The following is a 24,692-nucleotide window of genomic DNA, read 5'->3' on the forward strand; positions in this document are numbered from 1 at the left end:
CCCGTCAGGTTCGCAATCGCCCGCGTCGCCGCCGTCCGTCGCAGACTCCGGCACGTCACTGACTGCCTCTGCGGCGGCCTCCAGGTCGTCGGAGGTGCCGCCAGCCCCGAGCAGGCGCTGCTCGAGCGCTTCGGCTCCCTGGCCGCCGAGCGCGGACTCCGCGAGGAAATGCGCGCCGAGCGCCGCCGGACTGATAACGGTATCCGCCCCGGCGCGCTTGAGTTTGGCCACGTTCTCGCGCTGGGTCGCGGCGGCGACAATCGTCACCCCCGGATTGAGTTGTCGAGCCGTCAGGATCGCCAGCGCGTCTTCGGCGTCGTCGTTCGTCGCCGCCACGACGGCCTGTGCGACTTCGACTCGGCCACGGTACTGGGCTTCCTCGTCGCTCGGGTCGTCCGTGAGGACGGTGTAGCCTCGATCGGAGAGCCGACGCGCGCGCTCCTCGTCCGGCACGACGACGAGGACATCGGCCTTCGACGAGAGTTCTTCGAGAATCGGTTCCGTCAGGTCCCCGTGCCCGAGCACGAGGACGTGGTGTTCCAGCACGTCGAGTTGCTCTTCTGTCATATTTCCGAGTGCTTTTGAGAACTGCGCTTCGATGAGTGGCGTGAAGACGACTCCCAGCACCACGGCAAACGACGAGACGGTTACTAAAAGAACCGACATCGCAAACAGTTCGCCGATTGCTGAGTTCGGTGTGATGTCGCCGTAGCCGACGGTGCTACCGGTGACGAGCGTGAAGTAGAACGCGTCCAGCGGCGTCGAAACGCCGTTGAAATGTTCTTGCAGACTAAAGGCTCCCGCGGTCCCGTATCCCTGTGCACCCGCCAGCGCTGTCAGCGCCGCGATCTGCGTCGTCGTCAGCGAGACCTCCCGGTCGAACGCGCGGACGTTGGGTCCCACTACGAGCAGCGCGACGACAGAGAGCACGACGAGCGGTAGGGAAAACTGCGAGGACTGAAGCACCCCCTGCACCGCGGTGATCGGGAAGAGGACCAATCCCGCATACCACGCGGCCCGGAGACGTCGTCGGAGTCCGAACGCACACAACAGGAGGACGAACCCCGTGAGCGTCCCGGTGAAGGCGGCCACCTGCCTGGCGACGCCGGGGACGAGAGCGCCGAACACGACGAAGTCCGGACCCGCACCCGTGCCGATGTTGGCGATGCCCGTCACGACCGAGAGGGCACCGACGAGTAGCGTCAGCACTACTGCGGCACGAGCGCCAATCCAGTCCCAATCCCATACGGTCGCCATACCTGCTCATCTATTGTCGCCATCTTAAGCGTCTCGTCATTCACCCCATCGGTGGGAGACCCGAAGGTCACAAGTCGGGCCAGAGGCGCAGTAGACGATGATCGGATCGCGTGACGAGCGCAGTTTGCGACCGACTGCGTAACGCTCAACTCCGCCGGGACGAGAAAGGGGGTATGGACACGGTACACTGGCGGCTGTTCGCGGATCTCGCCGAGGTTGCTGGCGGCCGAGAGCACACGGTGTCGATCGAATCCGGCGCTACCGTCGAGGACGCCCTCGCGGCCCTGTTGAACGGTCGAGAGGACCTCAGTCAACGGATTCTCGACGGCGACGACCTCGCAGACGACGTGAACCTGATGCGGAACGGGACGCCGGTCTCCGAGTCGGACGACGTCGAAGAAGGTGACGAACTCGCAATGTTCCCGCCTGTCACGGGCGGGAGTCGGACGCGAGCCGGCTGGTAATTCGCTCGGCCGCGTCGGCGACTGTCGTTACGACAGCCACTCGTCGGGCTTGGTGTCGTAGTCGATGTCAGACGCCTGGATCCGCTCTTCCAGTTCCGGATCGAGGTCGAACTCCTCGAACTCCGAGCCGTCGTACCGGATCCGCACGCCGACCTCGGACGGTTCGGGCTCGCGGTTCCGGCGTCTGGCCACCTCCACGTCGTGTTCGTCGTACTCCTTCCGGATCGTCATCAGGTTCACCGGGCGACCCCACAGTTGGTGGACCCGTTCGAGGACATCCTCGGCCTGATCGAGATCCAGCATCACGCCGTTGTACCGGTGGCCCAGCAGGAGTTCACCACGGTTCTCGAAGTTGTCGTCGAAGACGGCGACCGTCGGCTTGCCGAAGTTGGTGAACCGGAGCAGGAGCTTCTTTTTCACGTCGTCGGGATCGGTCGAGGCGACGCGGAAGTCGCCGGTCGAACGAGTGTACTCGTACGTGAAGTAGTCGTTCGACTCGACGAACTCCGGCGAGAGGAACGCGTCGACGAACGTCACATCGTTGTGGCTCTCACGGACCTCGCGCATCCGTTCCCAGCCCGCGGTCCGGTCGACGGCGGCGACTGCCGCTTCGACGCTCTCGAACCTCGCGTCGTCGAACATGTATCTGGAGAGCTGTTCGAGTTCCGAGCGCCGGATCCGTTCGAGAAAGCCCCGGTACTGAGGCTTCACCAGCGAGAAGTGCCGCTCGGCTAGCCCCTCGTAGGCCAGAACCTTCCACGGATAACTGTCCACGTCCACGGCGTCCGGATCCGAGAGTGCCCGGTCCAGCGTTTCCCAGTCGACTCGCGAGTCGTCGTCCGGGAGCGCTGCGAGGTCCGAGAGGGTGTCCGAGCGGATCTCGTTGATCGCCGGCGCAGGCTCCAGCAGGGACTGCACCGCTTCGAAGTCGACCGCGTCGTGGAAGTTTCGCCAGGTGATCCCCTCGACGCGGAGCAGTTTGTCGGCGACCTCTCGCCTGTTGGTCGTGTTCTCGACGTACTCCCACAGTTGTTTCCCGAGTTTGTAGGGGTTCATCCCCGGCGAGCCGAGAACTCGCGACTGGTGGTCGGCGTAAGTGAGGAACTCGTCTTTGCCGGCGAAGCGCTCTTCACCCATCATCAGCGACTCCCAGTAGGCCGCCCACCCCTCGTTCATCGTCTTCGTCATCTTCTGGGGGGCGAAGTAGTACGCCTCGCGGCGGAGTAGGTCCAGAACGTCCTTCTGCCAGGACTCCATCTCGGTGGCCTCGCCCGCTTCCTCGTCGTAGACCATCCCGTGATCGCTGAGGAAGCCGAGCACGTCCGATCTGGGACGGTCGAGGTCCGCGGCGGCAGCCTCTGCCTCGGCGAGTTCGTCGAGCCACTCGTCGTCGAACACCTCACCCTGGACCGTATCGGAGAGGTCCATCCCGTCGAGCCGTTCGCGGAGATCCTCGGGTTGTGTCCGCTCAGTGTCGCGATCGGCCGAGAGCGGTTGGTGCTGATCGATCGTATCTTCGAGACAGGTGACGGCGTCGACGAACCGCTCGATGTCCTCCTGATCGATGTCGGGATCGTCCACGTATCGCTGGATGGTCTCGGCGTGGCGCTCCAGCATCGCGGCGGCGTCGAGTTCGCTGTCGCCGGAGAACCGCGAGAACCACTCGTTGTTGCGGAAGAAGTCCGCGTGGGCCTCGACGTGCGTGATGACGGCTTTCTGGTCCGCCAGCGAGTTCGACTCCTGCAGGAAGGCGTGGCTCGGGTCGTCGTTGTTGACGATCTCGAACGCCTTGCCCATCCCGAACTGGTCTTGTTTCTTCTGCCGGTCGTAAGTCATTCCCCACCGCCAGTGCGGATAGCGGCGCTGGAAGCCGCCGTAGGCGATCAACTGATTCATCTCGTCGTGGTCGACCACCCAGTAGTTCACCGGGTAGGGGTCGAGCCCGAGTTTGATAGCGAGGGCAGCGGCCTCTTCGACCGGCTCTTCCAGCCGGGTGGCCTCGTCCCTGGCGATCCGTCTGAAGCGATTCGGTGGCGTCATCGGGTCCCTCCTGTAGCGTTGGATTCCGTCTGCAGCACGTCGTAGATCGCGCCAGTCACGTCTTCGGCCGCGCCGACGCGTGCGACGACGACGTCGCCGCTGTCCTCGAACGCGTCTTCGACTTCCTCGGCGTGGGTCGCGTTGATCGCGGTGCCGCCGGGTTGCGTCTCCACGTACGCGTGAAGGTTCGCGGGGATCTCCTGCATCAGCGGGATCACCCGCTCTGTGGTGTCGTTCGAGGAGTTCTCGGAGTCGCCCGCGGCGAAGACGTATCGGTTCCACTCCGACCAGGGGTACTCTTCGAGAATCTCCTCCGCGAGTTCGTACGCGCTTGAGATTCGCGTACCGCCGCCGGAGCGGATGCCGAAGAACTCCTCGCGGTCGACTTCCCAGGCGTCGGCGTCGTGGGCGATGTAGACGAACTCGGCGTTGTCGTACTTGCCCTGGAGGTACCAGTCCAGCGGCGTGAACGTCCGTTCGACCAGTTCGCGCTTGGTCTCGCGCATCGACCCCGAGACGTCGCGGATGTTGACGACGACGACGTTCTTCTGCTTCTTCTCTTCGATTTCGGGGTGACGGTACCGCTCGTCGTCCCGGCGGAACGGGACTTCGTCGAGTCCCTTCCGACGGATGCGCTGAACCGACGTCGTGCGCTCGACGTTCTCAGTCATCTCCTCGAAGGAGGCCCACCGGTCGCGTTCGTCCTCGTCGATCTCCTTCCACTCGGACTCGATCCACGCGAGCGAAACCAGGATGTTCTTCTCGCGACACCACTCGTAGACGGACTCCGGCGTCGTGCCCTCGATGCGCATCGCCTCGCGCACGAACTCCTCGTCGAAGTCGGTCGCGAGTTTCCGTTTGAGCCCCTGTTTGAACAACCGCTCGAAGTCGAGAGTGCTGTTGGGGCCCGTCCGCGTGACGTCGGTGAAGTCGCCCTCAACCTCCTCGATCACCTCTTTGCCTTTTGGTTCGAGGTCGAGGCCGAGTTCCTCGTCGAGTTCCTGGGCGAACTCCTCGGGATCCATCTCGTAGTGCCCGTGCTCGCCCCCTTCTTCGCCAGGGTCGCCCTCCTCGCCGTCTTCGTCACCGTCTCCGTCGCCGGGTTGCGGTTCGGGCTGGCCGATCGGCTGACCGACGTCCGGCGTGCCGTCGCCTCCCTGACCGACGCCGCCTTTGTCCAGGCGGTCGTACGCGAACTCCGGAAGGTCGACGATCTTGATCGGGATCTGGATTTTGTCCGATTGAGAGCCGCTTAAGTCGCCGTAGCGGATGAACGACTCCAGATCCTCACGCCGCTCCTCACCGATTTCGCGGAACCGTTCGAGATCTTCTCTCAGTCCCATCGGTGACGCACCTCCCGGACCACCGCGCGACTCGTCAGTTCGGCGGACGCCTCGGTGTAGCCGCGATCAGTCAGTTCGTCGATCGTCTGTGCCTTCAGCCGCGCCGTCTCGGTGTTCTCCGGCGGATCTTCCCACTGATCCGGATCGAAGTCCTCATACAGCCGCTTGACGTCGTCCCAGTCGTAGGCGTCGAGCACGGATCTGATGACGGGGATCTCCGAGAGTTCCACGTCGTCGACGGTGAAGCCCTCGTCGCGGTTCTCCCAGGCGTAGCGGTTCAGCGCCGTGATGACCTTATCCCGACGGAAGTCTTTGACTTCCTTCGTCGGCTGATTCGACAGGTAGTCGCCATCGGTGAAGCGACCTAACTGTTCGGTCTCGAACAGTTTCATCAGGAGCGGGTCGGGATCGACCGGCCCGCGTGCTGTCTCGACCTGCTCGTCGCCAGCCCAAGCGTACACGTGCTCGACATACTCGGCGACGGTATCCCGATCGACCGAGCGGTCCGCTAACAGCGCCGAGAGGACGTCTGACTCCTGTTGTTCGAGGACGTGCTCTTTGGCCTGGGTCACGCGGCCCTCGTACTCCGCGCGCTCAGAGCGCGAGAAGACGGGGGCATCGCGGAGGCCGTCGGCCATCGCATCGAGGACATCCTCGGGGAGGACGACGCGCTCGACGTCGAGATCAGCGTGACGGCGGCCCGTGTCCTCGTGAAGCAAGTCCGCGATGATGTCGCGGGTGTAAGTGACCGGGATGCCGTGGACGCCCTCTTCGCCCTCGAAATCGAACTCGTCGATGACCGTCCGGGTGTCGCCCTCCTGAATGTAGCCGAAGTCAAAGAGCAACGCCTTGTCGACGAGGTCGTATCCGTTGGGGACGTCGTCGCCGTCGAGTCGCGTGAGGACGCTGTACATCGCCGCCGCTTCGATCGTGTGCGGGGCGAGTTCTCGGGTGTCGACCGTGCCCGCGGCACTCCGAACGTCGATTTCGAGCGGCGCGCGGATCTGCTCGCGCAGGTCCGCTTCGTCCTCGACGTCCCAGACGGCGGTCTCGTCGGTGAGTTCCCGGCGGATCAACTCTGCTTCCAGCGAGATGTTCGTGAGATAGCGGAACTCGCGCTTGTCGAGTCGGCGCTTGAGCGCCTTCAGCGGGTCGCGGCCGTTTCGATCAGCGTACTTATCGAGTTCGGCGTCGAGGTCGGGGTTCGAGATGATCAGCAGTTGGGTGTCGACGTCCATCCCGATCCCCTTGTCGAGTTTGACGTGGCCCTCGTCGGGGACGTTCAGGAGTTTCTGCAGCAGGTCCGCGTGCTGGGCGGCGTCCTCGACGATGGTGAGGAGGCCGTTGCCCTGCGAGAGAACGCCGTCGTAACTGAACGCCTGCGGGTTCTTCCGCCCCCGCGAATCGAGTTCGCGGAGCATCCCCGGCATCCACGACCCGACGAGTCGCTCTTTCGGCGAACCGTCGTCCTCGGAGTGGAGAACGCCGATTCCCTTTCCGACGTCGACGACGTAGTTCTTCACGCGGAGGTGCGTCGGGTCCGTGACGGCCGAGAACAGATCTCGCGTGCCGTCCCGGCGGTACTGCTCTTCGAGGTGTTCGTAGGCCTCGCGTGAGAACGGATCGAGGTCGTTTTCGACCGTGACCGGAACGTGGTCGCCGGACTTGTCGTTCAGGCCGTCGAGCACCTCCGAACGGACGTCGTCGGGGAACACCGAGAGCGGATGTGCCTGCACGGGGCTCTCGTACCAGTCGTCCTCCCGCTCCGGTCCGGCCTCGCCGCCGTAGGAGAGGCCGCGGGTCTCGCTGCCGGTGGCGACGTTCCACTCGACGGTGTAGCGCCGCCCGGCGTCGGTTCGGGAGTACGCGCGGAGCCCGTTAATCAGACACCGCTTCAGTTCCGACTTCCCGGTGGCGGTCGGGCCGTCGAACCAGAGGATCTTCTCGGATTTACCCCGTCCGGCGGCGATCGTCCGGAGGTCGTCGACGAAGCGGTTCAAGACCTCCGTGTTCCCCAGCACGGCGTGCTCGCCCTCGTTCGCGGGGTCGTCGAAGAAGCGGTAGCGCTCGCGCGTCTCCCCTTCTTCCAGCACCTCGCGCGTCCCCATTGACTCGATGGCGTCAAGTAGGTACTTCGAGGCGTGCGCAGCGATCGACGGCCGCTCGAAGGCGGCATCGACGTAGGCTGCGAGGCTCATCGGCTCCTCGTACGTCCCGCGGAGGTGGTCATCGGCGCGATCGAGATACTCTCGCGCAACGTCGGTGTGTGAACTCATCTTACCCCTCAAGTTCGCTCTTTGCCACCTCCGCGCCGGCGAACTCGAGCACCTCCTTGGCTCCCTCGGGCGAGTAGCCCTGTCCGATCAGCGCGTCGATCCAAGCGCTACGCTCGTCGTCGTCGAGTTCGTTCGCGCTGACCAGCGCCGAGAAGTTGATGTTGTGCTTCTTGTCTTCCCAGAGTTTGCGCTCGAGCGCTCGGCGCAGCCGGTCGTTGTCCTGCGGGTCGAAGGACGTGCCGTCGCGGGCGCGACGGGACACCCAGTTCGAGACCTCCTGCCGGAAGTCGTCCTTGCGATCCTCCGGAATATCGAGTTTCTCCTCGACGGAGCGGAGGAACGTCTCGTCGGGGTCCTGCTCCCGGCCGGTGAGTTCGTCCTCGACCGTGTCGTCGTCGATGTACGCCATCACGTGATCCATATACTTCTCGCCCTGCCGCTGGATCTCGTCGAGGTCGTACGCAAGCGCGTGGCGAACGTCCTCGATCGCCCGCTCTTTGTACTCCTCGCGGACGAGTTCGAGATAGCGGTAGTAGCGATCGAGGTTCTCCTCGGGGATCGATCCGTGGTTCTCGAGGTTCGCCTCGAAGTGTGAGAACACCGACAGCGGCGAGAGGTACGACCGGTCGCGATGGGTCGAGTCCATAATCGCCTCAGCGATCTCGTCGCCGATGAAGCGCGCGGAGACGCCGTTCATTCCTTCGGCGATGTCGGCGCTTTCCTCCCCGCTCTCTCTGAGTTTTCTGACGTCGACGTCGTCGCCTTCGTCAACCTCGCCGTTGTACGCCTTCGCTTTCTGGACGAGCGAGACGTTGTCATCGGGTTCCGTGATCCGGGTGAGCACGCCGAACAGCCCCGCCATCTCCAGGGCGTGGGGTTCGATGTGCATATCGGGCACGTCGGCGTTCCGGAGCATTTTCCGGTAGATCTCGGCTTCCTCGTCGTACTCGAGCACGTAGGGGAAGTCGATCCGCTTCGTCCGGTCGTTGAACGCCTCCATCTTCTCGTCGCCCTTTTTCTCTCTGTACTCGGGCATATTGGTCCGGCCGACGATCACCTGGTCGATGTCGATGCGGGGGTTGTTCTTCGGCTTGATCGTCTGTTCCTGGGAGGCGTGCAGGAAGTCGTAGAGGAACTCTCGCTGCAGCTTCAGCAGTTCCTCGCCCGAGAACAGCCCGCGGTTGGCGTTACAGAAGGCGCCGGAGTAATCGAACGCTCGCGGGTCGGACTCCCCGTAGACGGCCAACTTCGAGTAGTTGACGTCGCCGGTGAGTTCGGTTTCGTCCTGGTTCTTCTTGTCTTTCGGTTCGAACGTCTCGACGCACTGGCGCTTGTTCTCGCTCGCGACGAGTCTGACGATCTCGACGTGGTTATTCAGGACTTCCTCGAGGTCGTCGTCGTAGTGTGCGAGTAGTTTGTCGAGGTAGAACTCCGAAGCTGGATCGAGCGTCTGGTCGTTCCGGATCGTGTACGGGGCGTCCAGCGTCTCGTTGAGTCGCTCGATCACTCCGTCGCGCTGCTCTTGCGGGAGGAGGACGAGCGGATCCTGATTCATCGGCGATGTCACGACGTCGTCTTCGGGATCCTGATCCCGGATGACGTCGCAGAGATCCGTCCACCGGAAGGTGTACATCCGGCCCGCGTCGGTCGTCGTGTAGTCCTCGAAGTATCGGCGAACCATCCAGTCGAAGTGCGACTTCCCGGAGCCCACCGGGCCCAGAAGCAGTTTGATCCGCTTCTCGGGGCCGAGACCCCGCGCACCGGATTTCACTTTGTTCACGAACTCGTGGATCGACTCGTGGACCTCCCGACCGTAGAAGGTGTTCTCGCCGTCGTGCAGTGGGTCCTCCGCGGCCATTCGATACTCGACCACACCGGCGTCTTCGTCGTATTCAGTGCCGTAGTGATCGAACATATCGGCCACCCGTTGGTGGGCGTTGCGAGCGATCCGGGGGTCCTCGTATACCGCGTCGAGGTACCAGCCGAACGATTTCGCTTCGCGAAGGTCTTCGGGCACCGAGTCCTTGTACTGCCGACTCAGGGATTCGAGGGTTGCTCTGTCACCGTTCATTGTTTCTCCGTCTCGGGAGCGACGTGGGCCGGCGTTCGGGCGGCCGGCGGCGAGCAGCGTCGCGCGTTCACGATATCGGTGGAACGCGGACGGTTATATGTTCACGCGGCAACGGTACGGCGCAAGGCGACAGCGACTAAGGCGTCGTAGAGCGACAAAACGTCGGGATCCGACATTTGGTGCGTGCTGGGTAGTCGCTCGATCCGATCGACCGAGACTGGATGTGTGTGAGGGGCACACACACATAAGCCTTCCCTCGATTCCGCCATCCGTGCCCACGCGGTCACCGAATCGGCGCTGAGGCCACGATATTTGTAGCGCCAGACAGAACTGAGGCGTATGCGTGAGTCACCTGACGAGTCGCCGGTCGACGAGCCACCGGACGGATGGACGCTCTGGAACGACGAACCGCGGGGCCGACGGATCCTCGTGTTCCGCCCGGACGTTTTCAACGAGCGGGAAGGGCTCCCTGCGGAGTGCCTCCCGACGATCCTGATCTCGAACCGATCGCGAGCACCGCGTCCGGGCGCATCCCGACGGCCGACGTCGACCTGGCACGTCGTCCTCACGCTGGAACCGGAAATCGAGGCAGTCACTGAGTCCTACGAAAGCCGGGACGCGGCGATCGACGGGGCCTACGACCTCGCGAGGCGCTTCGCCGCGGGGGCGGTCGATTACCGCGACGCATACCAGATCCCACGAGAGTCGTATTTCGAGCGCCTCGACGAAGTGACCGGGGAGAGCGCGTAGTCCGCGGTCCCCGCGCCAAGCAGCGTTACCACTCCGCGAACGGAACGCCATCCGCCGCCCGGTCGACGTAGGCCGCCTGCATCTCCCGAATCGCGTCCGGAAGCGAGGCCCCCTCCCGTCGTGCGTCTCGGGCCCGGGCGCGCTTCCACGCACTCGGCGACGGGAACCTCGCTTGTCGTCGCGCCTCGATCGGATCGAGTGCCCAGTCGATCGACGCCGCATCGACACCGAACGCCGTCAGTCCGCGACGGGCCAGCGAGAACAGTTCGTCGTAGATATCCGCTGTCGTCGTCGTCGCGTCGCCGTCGGCCGTCACCCAGTGAAGATCCGCGTCCGGGCCGTCATCGACCGCCGCGTAAAAAGACGCCCGGGCATCTTCCCACGGGAGTTCCGCGAGCGGATGATCCGCCACGTCAACCCCACGAAGCACGCCCACGACCAGGGCCTGAACGCCGACAGTGTCCCTGAGCGTCGGTTGCGTCGGGAGCGGTCGGTACTCGAGTCGGACCGAATTCCGGTCGGCCGCAGCGAGGTGTTCCCCGTCCGGATCGCGGGGGATGTCGCCGCCAAAGACCGGCCTGACCCAGCGCCAGTACGTGCCGCGTTTCGCTGCGAAAGCGGAGAACTCGTCGGCGTCGTCCCCATCAGCGGCCTCGTCAGCGTCGTTCTCGACATCTTCGGAGTCCTTGACGCTCCTCACGGCAGCTTCTGTGTGCTCGTCGATGAGGTCCGGTACGGCCACGAGGGTCGGATCGTCGGCCATTCGGTCGATCACGGCGTCGATCGAGTCCACGTCACGAGGAAGTCGACACTTGCTCGACCCCTCCTCGACGGACCGCTCGAAGATCGGCACCCGCAACTCGTGCGGCGTGCGGTCGAGCACGTCGGATCCCAGGTCGGACTCGTATCGGTCCGCCGGCAGGAACGGCGAATTGGCCGTCAGCGAGAGAATCGGGCCCATCGTCCGGGTCGCGACGTTCAGATACGCGGGGATGTCGTCGGGATCGGGGACCTGAAGATGTGGCTGCATCGAGGTCGCCAGCGACTCGACGAGCATCGAACTGGTCTCTGAGAGCCCCGGGAGGTCCATCTCGATCACCCCGCCGTTTCGCCGCCGGATCTCCTGATCGAGCGCGATGTACCGCGGCACCGTACGCATATGTGTCGAGAGGAAGACACCGTCAGTTTCCTCGCCTACCTCGAGATACTCGAGCGAGCCCATCTCAGGTTCGCGTGTCCACATCGCGTCGAGAACGAAATCCAGACCGTCGTCTTCGAGCGCCGCTCGAACGTTCCGGTGCGTCGCACGCAACTCCTCGAACTGTCGGCGGAGTCCCGCGCCCGAGACCACGTCGGGGTCGGTGTGTAACTCGGCGTTGTGTACCCCTAACTCGCGGCTGCACCCGTCAGTGTCGAAAAGGCGTTCAGGTGCCGTTGCGAGTCGCCCCGCGCCATCGACGACGTACCCCTCAAGTTCGAGGCCGACAGCGAAGTGTGACGCGTCGAAAGCGCCCTCACGGATCGCCCGCTGGAGCGCCGCCGCCTCGGCCCCGACCCGCGCTTCAAACGCCGCGCAGTGGTCCGGATCGAGTGCCGCGCGGACCGCGTCGGTCGTTTCAGTCATACGTTGGAGTGGAGACCGGTGGGTACTGATACTATCGACTGCGTGGCTATTCGTCGGCGTCCGGGGTTCCGTCACTGCTGTCGGACGCGACCGTCTCGCTTCCGCCGGTCGTCCTGAGGATGAAGGGGCCGATCGAGAGCGTCCGTTTTGCGACTGTCCCGATCCGGAGGACGAACGAGAGCAGAATCGCGAACGGGACGAGCGAGACCGACGCCGCGAGCGTAACGATCCAGACGGAGTGGTCGATACCCAGCGTCGATCCCGCGAGCGAGACGAGCGCATCGTGAAACAAAAGTGTGCTCGCGGCGACTGCAAGCGCGGGGATCGCGCTGTAGAGCATCGCTCGCGAGAGGTCCACGAGGGCCCACTGGAAATACAGCGTTTTGAAATGCTCCCGCGCGGGACCGAAGGTCGTCAGCACCGACACGATGTCGTCGAGACGCGCCCTGAGGTCGTCGACGCCACTGGTCCCCTCGGTATCGGCCGCCCCGTCGGAGCGAGCGGTCGGGAGTTCCCCTCGCAGACGACGCGCCTCCTGAACCTTCCAGGAGTAGTTGAAATCGAGCGCTACCGAGAGTACTCCGAAGGTGCCGAACTGCTGGCCCGAGAGATCGTCGCTGATCTCGGTGGCGTGTCGGCGGAGGTCGTCGGCGTATGTGCTGATGCGGCCGTCGACCGTCACCCCGTCTGCTGCGTCCTGGAGTCGCTCTGCGCGTGTCTCGACAGCCCCGACGAGCCGTTGCAGGAAGGCCGCGGGCGTCGCGGGCGCAGCATCGAGACCGAGTTCGTCTTCGACGTCGCGGCGGAACGACATCGCGCCCTTCATACGGTCGCGCTGGTCTCCGAGCGTGCCGAGTTCCTGTGAGAGGACGAGCGAGTTGATCGACACGACGAGCGTCACACTGGTGATCGTCGCGGTCACGAGACCCTGAAACAGCGTCTCGACCGGGTCGCCCGAGTCGGCGAGTCGTCCTGGTGCAATCGCCGCCGCCGCGATCACCCCAGCAAAGAAGACCGCGCTGGCGGCTCCGGCGACGACCCAGCGGTTCGCTTCGAGCAGAATCCAGAGTTTCAGTCGATTCTCCTCGCCGCGCTGTCGCATCGTATCGTCCGGTTCCGACTCCGAGCGCGAGGAGGTTCCCATCTGATCCGCCGTTGCAGAACCGGACATAAAGAAGCCAGGGTTGGCCTACGCGTCGTCGTCTTTCAGTTCCTCAAGTTCGGCCTCGACCGCCGAGTCGGAGACGTCGACCTCGTCGACGCTCTCGACGTCTTCGACAGAACTGTCGCTCGATTCCGCGGACGCCTCGGCGTCGGCGTCTCCGGAACTTCCGCCCCCGTCAACATCGGCTTTCAACGTTTCCAGTTCAGTGTCAACTTCCGATGCCGTCCGCCCGCTCTCCAGTTCGCGGTCGATGTTGTCCTTATCAGACATCGCGTCGTCGAACGCCCCCGTGTCGACGAGTTCGTCCATCGCTTCCGAGCGCGCCTCCATCTCGTCGGTGCGCTCCTCGGCGCGCTCGATGGCGCGCGAGGTGTCCTCCATCTCATCGCCGACACCGGTCAGTGCCTCCGAGACCCGAGAAGACGCTTCGGCCGCCTCGTAGCGAGCCTTCATCGTCTCCTTCTTCGTGCGGAACTCCTCAATGCGGTTCTGGAGTTCGTTCTTCTTGTCGACGAGATTCTCCTGAGTCGACTGGAGTTCGGCGATCTGTCCCTCCAGTTCTTCGATCTGGTTCATTTTCGCCTGCTTCTTTTCTAGCGCCTGCCGGGCGAGGTCGTCGCGGTCTTGCCGGACAGCCTCGCGGGCCTGCTCGTTGTGCTTCTCGACGTTCTCCTCAAGCCGGCGCTTCTGGATCTCGAGTCGCTTCTTCTGCGTCGTCAGATCCGCGATTCCCTGCTTTACGTCCTGCAGTTCGTCACGCATCTGCTCGTAGGAGTAATCGAGCGTCTCCGAAGGGTCCTCGGCGCGGTTGAGGAGGGAGTTCAGTTTCGATCGGACCACGTAGGACGCGCGTGAGAGGATTCCCATAGTCTCGTTAGGGCACGCCGGAGTTAAAAGCCCACGTGCCGAACGCGGGGGAAGTGACCGAGACGATATTCGTTCCCGGCTCCCGCGACGCTCGCGGAACGCTCGACCGGGCGCGAGAGAGAGACAGCGACGAAACGCAGTCGAGCAGGTGTGTCGTCGCGTGCCCGCCACATCCGCGACACGGCGGCAGTCGGAGCGACCAGCGGTTGACCGCGATGAGCGACGGGCTCGGCAGCCGCGGCGTCGACTGCCTGCGCTTCGATTACGGCGCGTGGGATCGGGGGCGAGGTGAGCGGGTCGACGCCACCGCCGTCGTCGAGTGGGCCCGAGAGCGATACGACAGCGTGGCGCTGTTCGGCTACAGTTTCGGTGCTGGGGTCGCGCTCGCAGCGGCGGCCCGTGGCGCAAACGTCGACGCCGTGGCCGCGGTGGCACCGCCGGCCAGTCTGGGTAGTCAAGAGAGCCGTGACTCGGAAACGGCCGCTTCGTCCGGCACCGTCGAGACGGACGTCGTCGCCGAACTCAGGGAGGTTCCTCCTGACCTGCGAGTTGGCGTGTTCTACGGCACCCGCGACCACGTCGTTGACGCCGACGCTGTCGCCGCTGTTGCCCGAGAGTCCGGCCACACCGTTACCGAATTCGATGCAGGACACTTCTTCGTGAGTCGAGAGACGGCAGTCGCCTCCGCAGTCGTGGCGTTTCTGCTGGATCAAGCCGACGCTTCGCGGTAGCCCGTGGCGAGGTGGACGACGATTCCGACCCCGACCGCCCCGAAAGCGAACGTCCAGAAACCCGCCCACGCCGCCGTGCCGAGACTCGACGTCGCGACGTAGGCGACGATCGCACCCGCGGCGCCGATACCAAAGGTAGCGAGAAACGGCAGATCAGTCCACTCGCCGCCGGCGTTCGCGTATTCGACAGCGTACCCCCAGAGGTTCCCGACTGTGACGCGGAGGATGAAAACCGCCAACAGGCCAGAGACGGTCGCGAGGGCGATCAACAACGGGTCCAGAGAGAGCAGGTCGGCTACCGAATCCGACGACTGTCGGAACCAGGTCCAGACGCCGACGACGAACGCGGCGACGTCGAGGAGGTACCAGAGGCGGAACTCGTCGGGGAGCGGGCGGGGGAGGGCCATAGGCGGACGTTCGCGAGCCGGGAGTAATAATCCCCCGTTCGGATCACTCCGACGGGTCAGTTGTACCCCCGCCAGCGGTGGCCGCACTCGGTGCACTTGAAGAAACGCGTCGGCGGCTCGTCGGCCGACCCGGTCTGTTTGATCGTGTACCACGCTTCGCCGTTGCCACACTGATCGCAGGTCACGTCGGTGGCCGTTGGCTTGCCCTCGAAGTTCGCGTCCTCGGTCGTCTCGATGACGTCGCCGTCGGTCTGGGACTCGGTCGAAACGAACTGTTCGGCCAGTTCCTGATCCTGTGCGGCACGCGCGTCGCAGTCCTCGTTGGTGCAGACCATCTCTCCGTCTTTCGAAACCATCATCGAGCCGCACTCGTCGCAGAACTGCATTTACCGACCCTTCCGCACCGAGACACAAGTGTCTCTCGGGACGGTCGTCGTCTGCGGTCACGCTTCCGGTCGAAGATGACCGTGCAGCGTCTCGTGCAATCCGATCACCAGTGCCGGGACCACGATCATAAACAGGTGTTCCTCGATCGGAATGCCGAACAGGTCCACCCCGGTTCGCAGGCGGATCGCGAACACGCCGACCGTGAGCGTGTACCAGTCCCAAACGTACGCGAGCGGATAGAGCGCCAGCACCGTCACCCCTGCGCGGACGAGCGCCTTGGCGCGGAGTAGCAACGCGAGCGCGAACAGGCCGAACACGAATTCGGTCGCGAGATACGTGAACGGACCGAGCACGCCGATGTCCGGAAGCGGGACCCCGACAAGCGGGCGGTACCAGACGGCAGCGACGAGGAACGCGAGAAAGACGTACGTCCCCCGGACGAGCAGCATCGTCGCTACCGTCGCTCCGGCCCGATCAGCGAACAGGACGACGGCGGCGAACGCGACCACCGCCAGCGACGCCGCAGCCGGGAATATGCTCGAGACGCTGAAAATCACGACCAGGGTCCCACCGGCGTAGAAGAGGGCGTACGCCAGTCTACGGGCGCGCGTTTGCCCCAGCGCGACGGCGACCGTCCGCTTGCCGATTGAGCGATCGTACGCGTAGTCCTGGGAGTCGTCGACGATCTTCACCCCGGCCAGAATCACGAGAAAGACCAGCGAGAACGCGAGCGGGCGGACAGCGATCTGACCGGTCTGGGCGGCATACCCGCCGAGGATGGCGAGCCCGATACCCAGGGGATACCCCAGGGTCGTCGTCACCGGGTGGGTGTCGAACTGCGGTGCGTGAAGGAAGCCAAGCAGCCACATCGGAACGGTGAGTACCGCAGCCACGAGGCCAACGAGCGACCCGATTGCGACTGTCACCCCCGCGAAGCCGAGCGTCGCAAGCAGAATGGCGCGCCGACAACCGGTCTCAGTCATTGGGTGATCGTCGTCCTCGTCGCGGACGTAGAAGTCGACGTAGCCGTCTTTCAGGTGTGCAGTGTATACGGCGAAGAACGCCGCGAAAGCGTGGAGGACGAGCGGCGCCGGTGCGACGGTCCCCGCGAGCAGCGCGCCGAATGCACTGGAGGCAAGCGGCGGCATCATAAACACCGGGTGAACCTGCGAAGCGAGGGCCCCGAGTTCGGCCCGCACGTCGTCCCCCCGGCGAGCGAACGACATATAATATGATGTGCCTATAGGAGCAAAAGCGTTCGGTGATTGCCCGATCAGATCAGCGAAACCCCCGGGGCCGGACGGACCCCGAATCACTCGTCGACCATCGGGCAGTTCCGCACTCGGAAGTGATCGGAGTCGGTGACCGCCACGATTTCGGTCCCCGAGTGAGTGCACGCCAGGTCCGGCGGGTCGTCGAGGTGTGGACACCGCTGGCAGTATACTTCCTTGGCGACGACGTGTTCGGTCGCTTCCACGGACGGACCGGCGTCCGGCGTCACCGCCTCGGCGGATGCGTCCGCCCCGATTGCGGCCGTCGGCTCGTCGGACTCCTCAAGCGACGCCCACAGCTCCTCTTCGTCGATGTCGCCCACGGACACCTCCTCGAACGGCCCCTCCTCAACGTCGGCCGTCGGGCCGTCCCCCTCGGTTTCGTTGACTGACATTGCACCCCGCGTGGTGTTTGGCTCCCCGTGACGCTCCGAGACGCGTTCCGCCAGGTCGGCGAGCGGTGCCGCTTCCGACGGGGCTTCGTATTCGGATTCTTGCTCGTCGAGGCGACGATCGGACACGTCGTCGACGTGAGATTCGGACGCATCGTCGTCGCCGTCATTCGGGTCGCTCGGGAGCGTCGGATCCGACCCGTTCGGCTCGTCACTCATCGATCGGTCGCCCCCGTTCTCCCGTCGGGATCGATCCCGTGGTCACGTTCGTCGTCGCGTTCTGACTCGGGCGGGTCGTCCGCCACTGTCTGCTGGTCGAACGTGAACGGGGCCTTGGCTTCTGCAGTTGCCCTGTCTGCGGGTTCGTCGTCTTTCGTGGACTCCTCCTGCTCACCGGATTCGGCCGATTCCCCGTCTGCAACCTGCTCGACCGGGGACCCTTCGTCGGTCGGTGTCGAGTCCGCTGCGACAAGCGCCGGACGCTGTCCGACGGTGAGCGTATTGGACCCAAAGAAGCCACGCTTGGGGTCGACTTCCTCGAACGTGGCCTCACAGTGGGGACAACGCGGACTGTCGAGTAGTCCGAGTCGGACGGTTTCGCCGCAGGATTCGCACTCTGCGGCCACGATTCCGTGTCGGTTGGCCTCGCGTCGTAACTCGGCGGCTGCGGACCGCTCGTTCGACCGTTGTTCGAGTTCGGTGAGTCGATCGCGCAGATCGACGATGGTTCCAGCCAGCCGGCTCAGTTTATGATTGTGGTCCTCCGTGGCGTCCGTCAGATGGGTCAGAATCTCCTCGTAGTTCTCGAAGCCCTCGGTCATCCGGCGGTCCAGTTCCGGGTGATCGTGATCGACCGGTGCCTTCGCGTCGGCCTCACGCTTGACCTGAATCACCCGGTCGCGGACGTCGGCGATCTGCTCGTCGAGGTCGGCTTCGAGCGCAGCCACGCGAGACTCGATGCTGTTGATCTCCGCCGCAAGCGACCCTGACGCAATCTCCAACGCGCCGTCGACGGCAACGTCGTCAGCCGACTCGTCGCCGTCGAGCAGTTCGGGATGCTCGTCGAGTAACCGGTGTGCTGCGAGCAGTTGGCGGAGCACCTCCTGACGCGACTCGCCCGTTGCAGTCGCTCGCTCTGCCACCCAGGCGTCGAGTTTCTCGGGCAGTCCATCGGCCTGCTCCTTGGCCATCTACGCAAGGGTTGGGCCCTCTTAACTTAAGAATGTGCGCCCGATTTCGGAAATGAGAACTGATTCCATCCGGACACAGTGGTGAAATCTGCCGACCACGGTCGCCGGTGTCCGGCGATCGACCGACTTTTGAACCTGTGGAACCGTCCCGCTGTGCCACTCGACTGAACAATCTGACTGCTCACCACAGTTCGCCTCCTGATCCGTCGGGCGGGGCGATTACGGCTGACCCTCGGAGACCGCGTTCGGGAGCCGAACGTCCCGAGCGTTACTCCAGATACTCCTCTTCCCGGTCAGCGCCGTCGGCTCCGGGATGATCGGTTCGGCGTGTGACGTCGACCTGATAATGTTGGAGGATGTCGCGGCCCAGGAGGAGCGGGTACTCCATATGTGAGCGGTCCTCAACGCTCCCCGTCACGGTGTGCTGGGTGCCGCCGATGCCGATCACGAGGTCGACCACCGGTCGGGCCTTTCCGGACTTCACCGACCCGGATCGAACCCGCGTCATACTCTTGATCGGTCCTGCGCCGATTTCGGCCGCCAGCGACGTGTCGATGCTCGTGCGGGTCGCGCCGGTGTCGGACTTCGCGAGCGCCTGCGTCGACCCGCTGGTCCCGGAGACGACGACTTCCTCGATGTATCCGATCGTCGGACGCTCTCCGGCCGATCCGGCGTCGGTGCGCGGCATTCCCGCGGGCCGGGAGTCGTCGAGCGTCGCGGACAGTTCTTCCACCCGGTCGTCGTCGACCTCGCCGCCCACCTGCTCGATTGCGAGTTTGGCGATGTAGGGCGCGGGGCTCTGCCCGGTCGCACGGTGGAGGCCGCGGAACCCGGCAGTGGGATTGACCTCGAGAACGAACCAGCCGTCCTCGCCCTCGATGAGGTCGACACCGACGTAGTCCAGCCCCATCACTTCTGTCGCGTAGAGGGCGGTCTCGCGCGCCTTCGTCGGCATATCGTCGGTGGCGTTGAGAACGTCGCCGCCGAGCGCAACGTTGGTTCGCCACTCTCCCTCCGGTGCGTACCGGTACATCGCGCCGATGACCTGTCCATCGACGACGTACACCCGGAGGTCGCGGTGTTTCTGATCGTCGCGGTCGATGAGGTCCTGAAGGAACGCCTGACGATTGCCGACCTTCGGGTTCACGGGGTCCGTGAGATCGACCTTCCAGGTCCCTCCGCCGTGGGTGCCGATCGCGGACTTGTAGACGCCCACGTCCCCGAACCGCTCACGGCTCTGGTTCAGGCGGTTGTTCGACAGAGCCAGCAGCGCGTCGGGCACCCTAATGTTCCAGTTGGCGAGCGTCGCCGCCGTTGCGAACTTGTGGACCGCGGTGAGGACGGCGGCGGGATCGTTCAGCATCGGGCGGATTCGCTCGAAGGTGGTCGCCAGTCCGAGCAGTTCGGCCGGTTCCTCGGTGTTCGAGAGCAGCAACCGGTTTGCGACGATGTCGACCTCGGGTTCGATTGTGACGTCCCCATCCTCGACAGACACCGCGGTGTTCTCGCGGCGAAGCCAGATCCCGTCGTGCCCCAGATCGTCGACGGCGTTGAGAATAGCCTTCGTCTCTTTGCTGTTGTGCAGCGAGAGGACGCCGACTCGGACGGGGTCGTCCTCCGTGGAGGCAGACATATACAATCGTGTGTCACCAGGCGAGCAAAGAGGTGCCGGTACGAGTCGAGTTCCGGGGCAGTTCGAGTGATGGAGGTGGCGGTACGAGCGTTTAAGAAGTCGGGTATCTGATGGCGGGTATGAGCAGCGACGGGACCTTCACGTACGACGGCGGGAAGGTCCGTCAGGGCGAGCGGCAGAACGTCCGGTACGGAATCAGCGAGACCTACCTCGGGGACCCGGTTCGTATCCCCGTGACGATCATCAACGGCGAACGCTCGGGGCCCAGGATATTCCTCTCGGCGGCGGCTCACGGAGACGAACTCAACGGAATCGAGGTCGTCCGCGAGGTGGCCCACGAGTGGGACCTCTCGGAGTTGGCGGGGACGCTGGTCTGTCTGCCGGTCCTCAACGTTCCGGGGTTCCTGGCCCAGCAACGCTACCTGCCGATTTACGATCGGGATCTGAACCGCTCGTTCCCCGGTCACGAGGACTCCACCAGCGCCAGACGGATGGCCGCGAGGATCTTCGAGAATTTCATCAAGCCCTGCGATTACGGCCTGGACTTTCACACCTCTACCCGCGGGCGAACGAATATGTTGCACGTCCGGGCGGATATGTCCGACACGGACGTGGCACGCCTGGCGCGGGCCTTCGGGTCGAACGTCATCATCGACAGCGAGGGGTCGAGCGGGATGCTCCGGACCGAGGCGGCCGCAGTGGGCGTCCCCACCGTGACAATCGAGATGGGTGAGGCCCACCGGTTTCAGCGCGGCCTGATCGACGAGGCGCTCCGGGGCGTCGAAAGCGTCTTCGCCGAGTACGGATTCCGAGAGTCCTCGGCTGTTCGCTGGCCGGGATGGCGAACCGTCATCGACGACGGGAATGAGAAGACGTGGATTCGCGCGGACGCGGGTGGGATCGTCGATATGCACGCCGACCGCGGGTCGCTGGTGGAGGAAGGCGAGCGGATCTGCACGCTCACCGACCCGTTCAAGAGCGACAACGTCGCGGTCGAAGCACCGTTCACTGGGCTGCTCGTCGGCGTCCTCGAAAACCCGGTCGTCTATCCGGGGAACCCCCTGTGTCACCTCGTCGAACTCGAGCCGAGCGTGCAGGCGGTCGTCGAGCGGGTCCAGTCGGGTGACACTGCGCCGGTCACCAGCCTCTAGTGCGAACCGACTCGGTGGGCCAGAGTTCCGGCGAGAGTGCCGCGTGCTCGGAGAATTGTCGGACCTGAGAGGGCCCCGTACACGTAAGGTCTATAGTGGGTCCGTCCACAGGTTCACAAGAGTATGAGTCAGTCTTACAATCGGGGCCTCATCGAGGACTTCGGTCGCTGGCGGGAGTTCTCGGCCGGAATGTGGGCCTGGGTGTTCCACAAGTTCACGGGCTGGGTGCTCGTGGGCTATCTCTTCACTCACATTGCCGTGCTGTCGACGGCGCTGACGAGCCCGGATGCGTACACGACGACTATCCAGTCGCTGGAGAGTTTACTCGTCGTCCGACTTCTGGAAGTCGGCCTCCTCGCTGTCGCCGTCTTCCACATCCTGAACGGGCTTCGACTGCTGTTCGTCGACCTCGGCATCGGACTCGGGTCTCAGGACAAGAGCTTCTACGCGTCGCTGCTCCTGACGGGCGCAATCGTCGTCGCGAGCGTGCCGACGTTCCTCGCGGGGGTGTTCGGCTGATGGCCGAACGATACTCATCGTTCCGGCGCGGCGGCCGCCGGTGGCTCTGGCAACGCCTTACGGCCGCGTTCCTCGTGGTCGTGTTGGCGTTCCACTTCTTCCTCCTGCACTTCGTGCACCACGCCGACGAGGTGACCTTCGCGATGTCGCAAGGGCGGATGCAGGAACTCACGTACTTCTCGCTGATGATCCTCTTTCTCCTGACAGCGACGTTCCACGGCGTCAACGGAGTCTACAACGCCCTCGTGAACCAGGGCATCTCCGGGACCCAGAAGACCGCCACCAAAGTGGTCCTCGGGGCCGCGAGCGTCGTCCTGATCGTCCAGGGTGTCAGAACCGCACTCGCGTGGGCCGGAGGCGTCCCGATCTAACACAATGAGCACGCAACTTCCAGAACAGGCCGACGAGGAATCGTCCGCCGCCGAGGTCGAACCGACGTCGCAGGCACGAGAGCGTCGTCTACAGAAGAAGCGCGAGCGCGCCGAAGAGGGCGAAGGCCAGGCGGAGGACGCCGAGAAAGCCCTCGACGGCGAGGACACGTACCAGCTGAAAGTGTTCCGCTACGACCCCGAGATTGCGGGGAAGAAAGAGCCGCGCTTCGACGACTTCCACGTTCCCTTCGAGAAGGGGATGACCGTCCTCGACGCGCTGATGTACGCCCGCGACACGTACGATTCGAGCCTCACGTTCCGGCACTCCTGCCGGCAGGCGATCTGTGGCTCGGATGCGATGTTCGTCAACGGGAAACAGCGACTCTGCTGTAAGACGCAACTCGCGGATCTCGAAGAACCGGTCCGCATCGAACCGCTGCCTCACGCCGAGGTCGTGAAGGATCTGGTCGTGGATATGGAGCACTTCTACGACCAGATGGAAGCCGTCGAGCCGTACTTCCAGACGAACGACCTCCCCGAAGGTGAACTCGAAGAGCAGAAGCAGAGCCGGGAGAACCGCGAGAAGGTGAAGATGTCGACGCGATGTATCTGGTGTGGGGCGTGTATGTCCTCCTGTAATATCGCCGCCGGCGATAACGAGTATCTGGGCCCGGCCGCGCTCAACAAGGCGTATCGCTTCACGATGGACGAGCGCGAGGGCGAGGATATGAAACAACAGCGGCTCGAGATCCTCGAACAGGAACACGGTGTCTGGCGCTGCCAGACGCAGTTCTCCTGTACGGAGGTCTGTCCGAAGGACATTCCGCTCACGGAACACATCCAGGAACTCAAGCGCGAAGCGGTCAAGAACAATCTCAAGTTTTGGTAACCCTACGATCAACTATGCACGAACACGACGTCATCGTGGTGGGCGCCGGGGGCGCGGGGCTCCGGGCGGCCATCGCGGCACAGGAAGAAGGGGCCGACGTGGCTATCGTCTCGAAACTACACCCGGTGCGCAGCCACACCGGGGCGGCCGAGGGCGGTATCAACGCGGCGCTCCGGGAGGGCGACTCCTGGCAGGACCACGCGTACGACACGATGAAGGGGTCGGATTACCTCGGCGACGCGCCGGCCATCGAGACGCTGGCGCAGGACAGCCCCGAGGAGGTCATCCAACTCGAACACTGGGGGATGGCCTTCTCCAGAGAGGACGACGGCACCGTCAGTCAGCGACCGTTCGGCGGCCTCTCGTTCCCGCGGACGACCTACGCGGGCGCAGAGACGGGGCACCAACTGCTTCACACGATGTACGAACAGTTGGTCAAGCGCGGGATCGAGGTCTACGACGAGTGGTACGTCCTGGACCTCGCGGTGAGCGACGAACCCGACCCCGAGGAACGGGACTGCCACGGCGTTGTCGGCTATGACATCCAGTCGGGATCGATCGAGGGCTTCCGCGCCCGCGACGGCGTCATCCTCGCCACGGGTGGCCTCGGACAGGTGTACAACCACACGACGAACGCCGTCGCAAACACCGGTGACGGCGTCGCGATGGCCTACCGCGCCGGCGTGCCGATCGAGGATATGGAGTTCATCCAGTTCCACCCGACGACGCTCCCGTCCACCGGGGTGCTGATCACTGAGGGCGTCCGTGGCGAGGGCGGCATCCTTTATAATGCCGAGGGGGAGCGATTTATGTTCGAGCACGGCTACGCCAACAACGACGGTGAACTCGCCTCTCGGGACGTCGTCTCCCGGGCGGAACTGACCGAGGTCAACGAGGGCCGCGGGATCGAAGACGAGTACGTCCACCTGGATATGCGGCACCTCGGCGAGGAACGGATCGTCGATCGCTTGGAGAACATCATCCACCTCTCGGAGGACTTCGAGGGCGTCAATCCGCTCGAGGAACCGATGCCGGTCAAGCCCGGGCAGCACTATGCGATGGGCGGCATCGAGACCGACGAGAACGGCGAGACGTGCGTCTCCGGACTGTACGCCGCCGGCGAGTGTGCGTGTGCCTCGGTTCACGGGTCGAACCGACTCGGCGGGAACGCGCTGCCGGAACTGATCGTCTTCGGGGCGCGCGCGGGTCACCACGCCGCCGGCCGCGATATGAAGACGGCCGAGATCCCGACCGGCAAGCGCGGCGAGTGGGACGCTGGCGACATCGACACGCCGGTCGATCCGGGAGACATCTCCGGCGGTGCCGGGGACGCGGTCGCCGACGGCGGAGCCACCGCGAACCTCGCGCCCGACGAGCTGGTCGAGCGCGCGACCGACCGGGCGATGGCACGCGTGGAGTCGCTCCTCGACAACGAGGACGGACGGAACCACGCCGAGATCCGCTCGAAAGTGCAGGAGTCGATGACGGAGCAGGTCAACGTCTTCCGAGAGGAAGACAGTCTGAAGCAGGCGCTTCGGGACATCCGTGAGGCCCGCGAAGACTACGAAGACGTCGGCGTCGCCGACCAGTCGCGGACGTTCAACACCGATCTGCTCCACACGATCGAGACGCGGAACATCATCGACCTGGCGGAGGCGATCACGCTCGGTGCGCTCGCCCGCGAGGAGTTCCGTGGTGCCCACTGGCGGAAGGAGTACCAGGAGCGCAATGACGAGGACTGGCTGCGACACACGTTGCTCTCGTGGAACGGCGGCTCGCCCGAACTGTGGTTCAAGCCGGTCATCCTCGAAGGCGAGAACAAGCGCTACGAGCCGAAGATCCGTAGCTACTGACGACCACGCCCTCTGCCGTTATTCATATACGGCGGGGTCGC

At 64.4% G+C, this 24,692-nt stretch carries 22 protein-coding genes; 8 read left to right on the forward strand and 14 right to left on the reverse strand.

Annotation, left to right across the window (positions count from 1 at the left end; genetic code table 11):
* Positions 1–1,257 (reverse strand): NAD-binding protein (locus ABEI27_RS12650; protein ID WP_375799764.1); only part of this gene is annotated, 1,257 nt, incomplete at its 3' end.
* A 173-nt stretch (positions 1,258–1,430) separates the two neighbouring features.
* On the opposite strand from ABEI27_RS12650, the gene ABEI27_RS12655 reads away from it, so the two are divergent.
* Entirely contained in the window at positions 1,431–1,721 is a 291-nt protein-coding gene (locus tag ABEI27_RS12655) for a ubiquitin-like small modifier protein 1 (RefSeq protein WP_375799765.1), read from the forward strand.
* A 27-nt stretch (positions 1,722–1,748) separates the two neighbouring features.
* Here the strand turns inward: ABEI27_RS12655 and ABEI27_RS12660 are convergent, their stop codons facing one another.
* Genes ABEI27_RS12660 through ABEI27_RS12675 form a run of 4 tightly spaced genes read right to left on the reverse strand, consistent with a single transcriptional unit; the run spans position 1,749 to position 9,451 of the window.
* Entirely contained in the window at positions 1,749–3,761 is a 2,013-nt protein-coding gene (locus tag ABEI27_RS12660; protein ID WP_375799766.1) for a SpoVR family protein, read from the reverse strand.
* Entirely contained in the window at positions 3,758–5,104 is a 1,347-nt protein-coding gene (locus ABEI27_RS12665; protein WP_375799767.1) for a YeaH/YhbH family protein, read from the reverse strand. Before ABEI27_RS12665 ends, ABEI27_RS12660 begins: the two co-directional genes overlap by 4 nt.
* Positions 5,095–7,380: a PrkA family serine protein kinase gene (locus ABEI27_RS12670; RefSeq protein ID WP_375799768.1), complete on the reverse strand. Its 2,286-nt coding sequence runs from the start codon at positions 7,378–7,380 to the stop codon at positions 5,095–5,097. Before ABEI27_RS12670 ends, ABEI27_RS12665 begins: the two co-directional genes overlap by 10 nt.
* A gap of 1 nt (position 7,381) precedes the next feature.
* Positions 7,382–9,451 (reverse strand): PrkA family serine protein kinase, encoded by a 2,070-nt coding sequence (locus tag ABEI27_RS12675; RefSeq protein WP_375799769.1) that lies wholly within the window; start codon positions 9,449–9,451, stop codon positions 7,382–7,384.
* Positions 9,452–9,790: 339 nt separating this feature from the next.
* On the opposite strand from ABEI27_RS12675, the gene ABEI27_RS12680 reads away from it, so the two are divergent.
* Entirely contained in the window at positions 9,791–10,201 is a 411-nt protein-coding gene (locus ABEI27_RS12680) for a DUF5820 family protein (RefSeq protein WP_375799770.1), read from the forward strand.
* Positions 10,202–10,226: 25 nt separating this feature from the next.
* On the opposite strand, the gene ABEI27_RS12685 is transcribed toward ABEI27_RS12680, so the two are convergent.
* The 3 genes from ABEI27_RS12685 to ABEI27_RS12695 are packed head-to-tail and all read right to left on the reverse strand — an operon-like array spanning position 10,227 to position 13,857.
* On the reverse strand, positions 10,227–11,825 hold the full coding sequence (locus ABEI27_RS12685; RefSeq protein WP_375799771.1) for a hypothetical protein: 1,599 nt from the start codon (positions 11,823–11,825) through the stop codon (positions 10,227–10,229).
* A 46-nt stretch (positions 11,826–11,871) separates the two neighbouring features.
* A complete protein-coding gene (locus tag ABEI27_RS12690; RefSeq protein ID WP_375799772.1) occupies positions 11,872–12,969 on the reverse strand; it encodes a hypothetical protein in 1,098 nt (365 codons plus the stop codon).
* 45 nt (positions 12,970–13,014) lie between these two features.
* Positions 13,015–13,857, reverse strand: a complete 843-nt coding sequence (locus ABEI27_RS12695; protein WP_375799773.1) for a PspA/IM30 family protein — start codon at positions 13,855–13,857, stop codon at positions 13,015–13,017.
* 215 nt (positions 13,858–14,072) lie between these two features.
* On the opposite strand from ABEI27_RS12695, the gene ABEI27_RS12700 reads away from it, so the two are divergent.
* The gene (locus ABEI27_RS12700; RefSeq protein ID WP_405002942.1) at positions 14,073–14,588 is read left to right on the forward strand and encodes an AcvB/VirJ family lysyl-phosphatidylglycerol hydrolase; all 516 of its coding nucleotides are present in this window, start codon (positions 14,073–14,075) and stop codon (positions 14,586–14,588) included.
* On the opposite strand, the gene ABEI27_RS12705 is transcribed toward ABEI27_RS12700, so the two are convergent.
* The 6 genes from ABEI27_RS12705 to ABEI27_RS12730 all read right to left on the reverse strand — a co-directional run bounded on the left by ABEI27_RS12705 (position 14,567) and on the right by ABEI27_RS12730 (position 19,868).
* Positions 14,567–14,995 carry a hypothetical protein gene (locus ABEI27_RS12705; RefSeq protein WP_375799775.1) on the reverse strand — a complete coding sequence of 143 codons (429 nt, stop codon included), beginning with the start codon at positions 14,993–14,995 and terminating at the stop codon, positions 14,567–14,569. The two genes, ABEI27_RS12700 and ABEI27_RS12705, sit on opposite strands and share 22 nt — an antisense overlap.
* Positions 14,996–15,051: 56 nt before the next feature.
* Positions 15,052–15,381, reverse strand: a complete 330-nt coding sequence (locus ABEI27_RS12710) for a transcription factor S (protein WP_375799776.1) — start codon at positions 15,379–15,381, stop codon at positions 15,052–15,054.
* A gap of 57 nt (positions 15,382–15,438) precedes the next feature.
* Positions 15,439–16,608: a lycopene cyclase domain-containing protein gene (locus ABEI27_RS12715; RefSeq protein ID WP_375799777.1), complete on the reverse strand. Its 1,170-nt coding sequence runs from the start codon at positions 16,606–16,608 to the stop codon at positions 15,439–15,441.
* A gap of 86 nt (positions 16,609–16,694) precedes the next feature.
* Positions 16,695–17,264, reverse strand: coding sequence for a hypothetical protein (locus tag ABEI27_RS12720; protein ID WP_375799778.1), 570 nt, complete (start codon positions 17,262–17,264; stop codon positions 16,695–16,697).
* Positions 17,261–18,235 carry a CopG family transcriptional regulator gene (locus ABEI27_RS12725; protein WP_375799779.1) on the reverse strand — a complete coding sequence of 325 codons (975 nt, stop codon included), beginning with the start codon at positions 18,233–18,235 and terminating at the stop codon, positions 17,261–17,263. Before ABEI27_RS12725 ends, ABEI27_RS12720 begins: the two co-directional genes overlap by 4 nt.
* Positions 18,236–18,503: 268 nt before the next feature.
* The gene (locus ABEI27_RS12730) at positions 18,504–19,868 is read right to left on the reverse strand and encodes a RimK/LysX family protein (RefSeq protein ID WP_375799780.1); all 1,365 of its coding nucleotides are present in this window, start codon (positions 19,866–19,868) and stop codon (positions 18,504–18,506) included.
* A 119-nt stretch (positions 19,869–19,987) separates the two neighbouring features.
* On the opposite strand from ABEI27_RS12730, the gene ABEI27_RS12735 reads away from it, so the two are divergent.
* The 5 genes from ABEI27_RS12735 (at position 19,988) to ABEI27_RS12755 (ending at position 24,651) form a co-directional block, all read left to right on the forward strand.
* Positions 19,988–21,019, forward strand: a complete 1,032-nt coding sequence (locus tag ABEI27_RS12735) for a succinylglutamate desuccinylase/aspartoacylase family protein (protein WP_375799781.1) — start codon at positions 19,988–19,990, stop codon at positions 21,017–21,019.
* Between the two features lie 123 nt (positions 21,020–21,142).
* Positions 21,143–21,538, forward strand: a complete 396-nt coding sequence (gene sdhC / locus ABEI27_RS12740; RefSeq protein ID WP_375799782.1) for a succinate dehydrogenase, cytochrome b556 subunit — start codon at positions 21,143–21,145, stop codon at positions 21,536–21,538.
* The gene (locus tag ABEI27_RS12745; protein WP_375799783.1) at positions 21,538–21,909 is read left to right on the forward strand and encodes a succinate dehydrogenase hydrophobic membrane anchor subunit; all 372 of its coding nucleotides are present in this window, start codon (positions 21,538–21,540) and stop codon (positions 21,907–21,909) included. The genes sdhC and ABEI27_RS12745 overlap by 1 nt, the downstream gene beginning before the upstream one ends.
* Before the next feature lie 4 nt (positions 21,910–21,913).
* Positions 21,914–22,798 carry a succinate dehydrogenase/fumarate reductase iron-sulfur subunit gene (locus ABEI27_RS12750; protein WP_375799784.1) on the forward strand — a complete coding sequence of 295 codons (885 nt, stop codon included), beginning with the start codon at positions 21,914–21,916 and terminating at the stop codon, positions 22,796–22,798.
* A gap of 14 nt (positions 22,799–22,812) precedes the next feature.
* Complete coding sequence (locus tag ABEI27_RS12755) at positions 22,813–24,651, forward strand: FAD-binding protein (RefSeq protein WP_375799785.1); 1,839 nt, start codon at positions 22,813–22,815, stop codon at positions 24,649–24,651.
* The last annotated feature ends 41 nt before the right edge of the window (positions 24,652–24,692 follow it).

It is taken from the genome of Halobellus sp. (genome assembly GCF_042218505.1).
Lineage (GTDB): Archaea > Halobacteriota > Halobacteria > Halobacteriales > Haloferacaceae > Haloquadratum.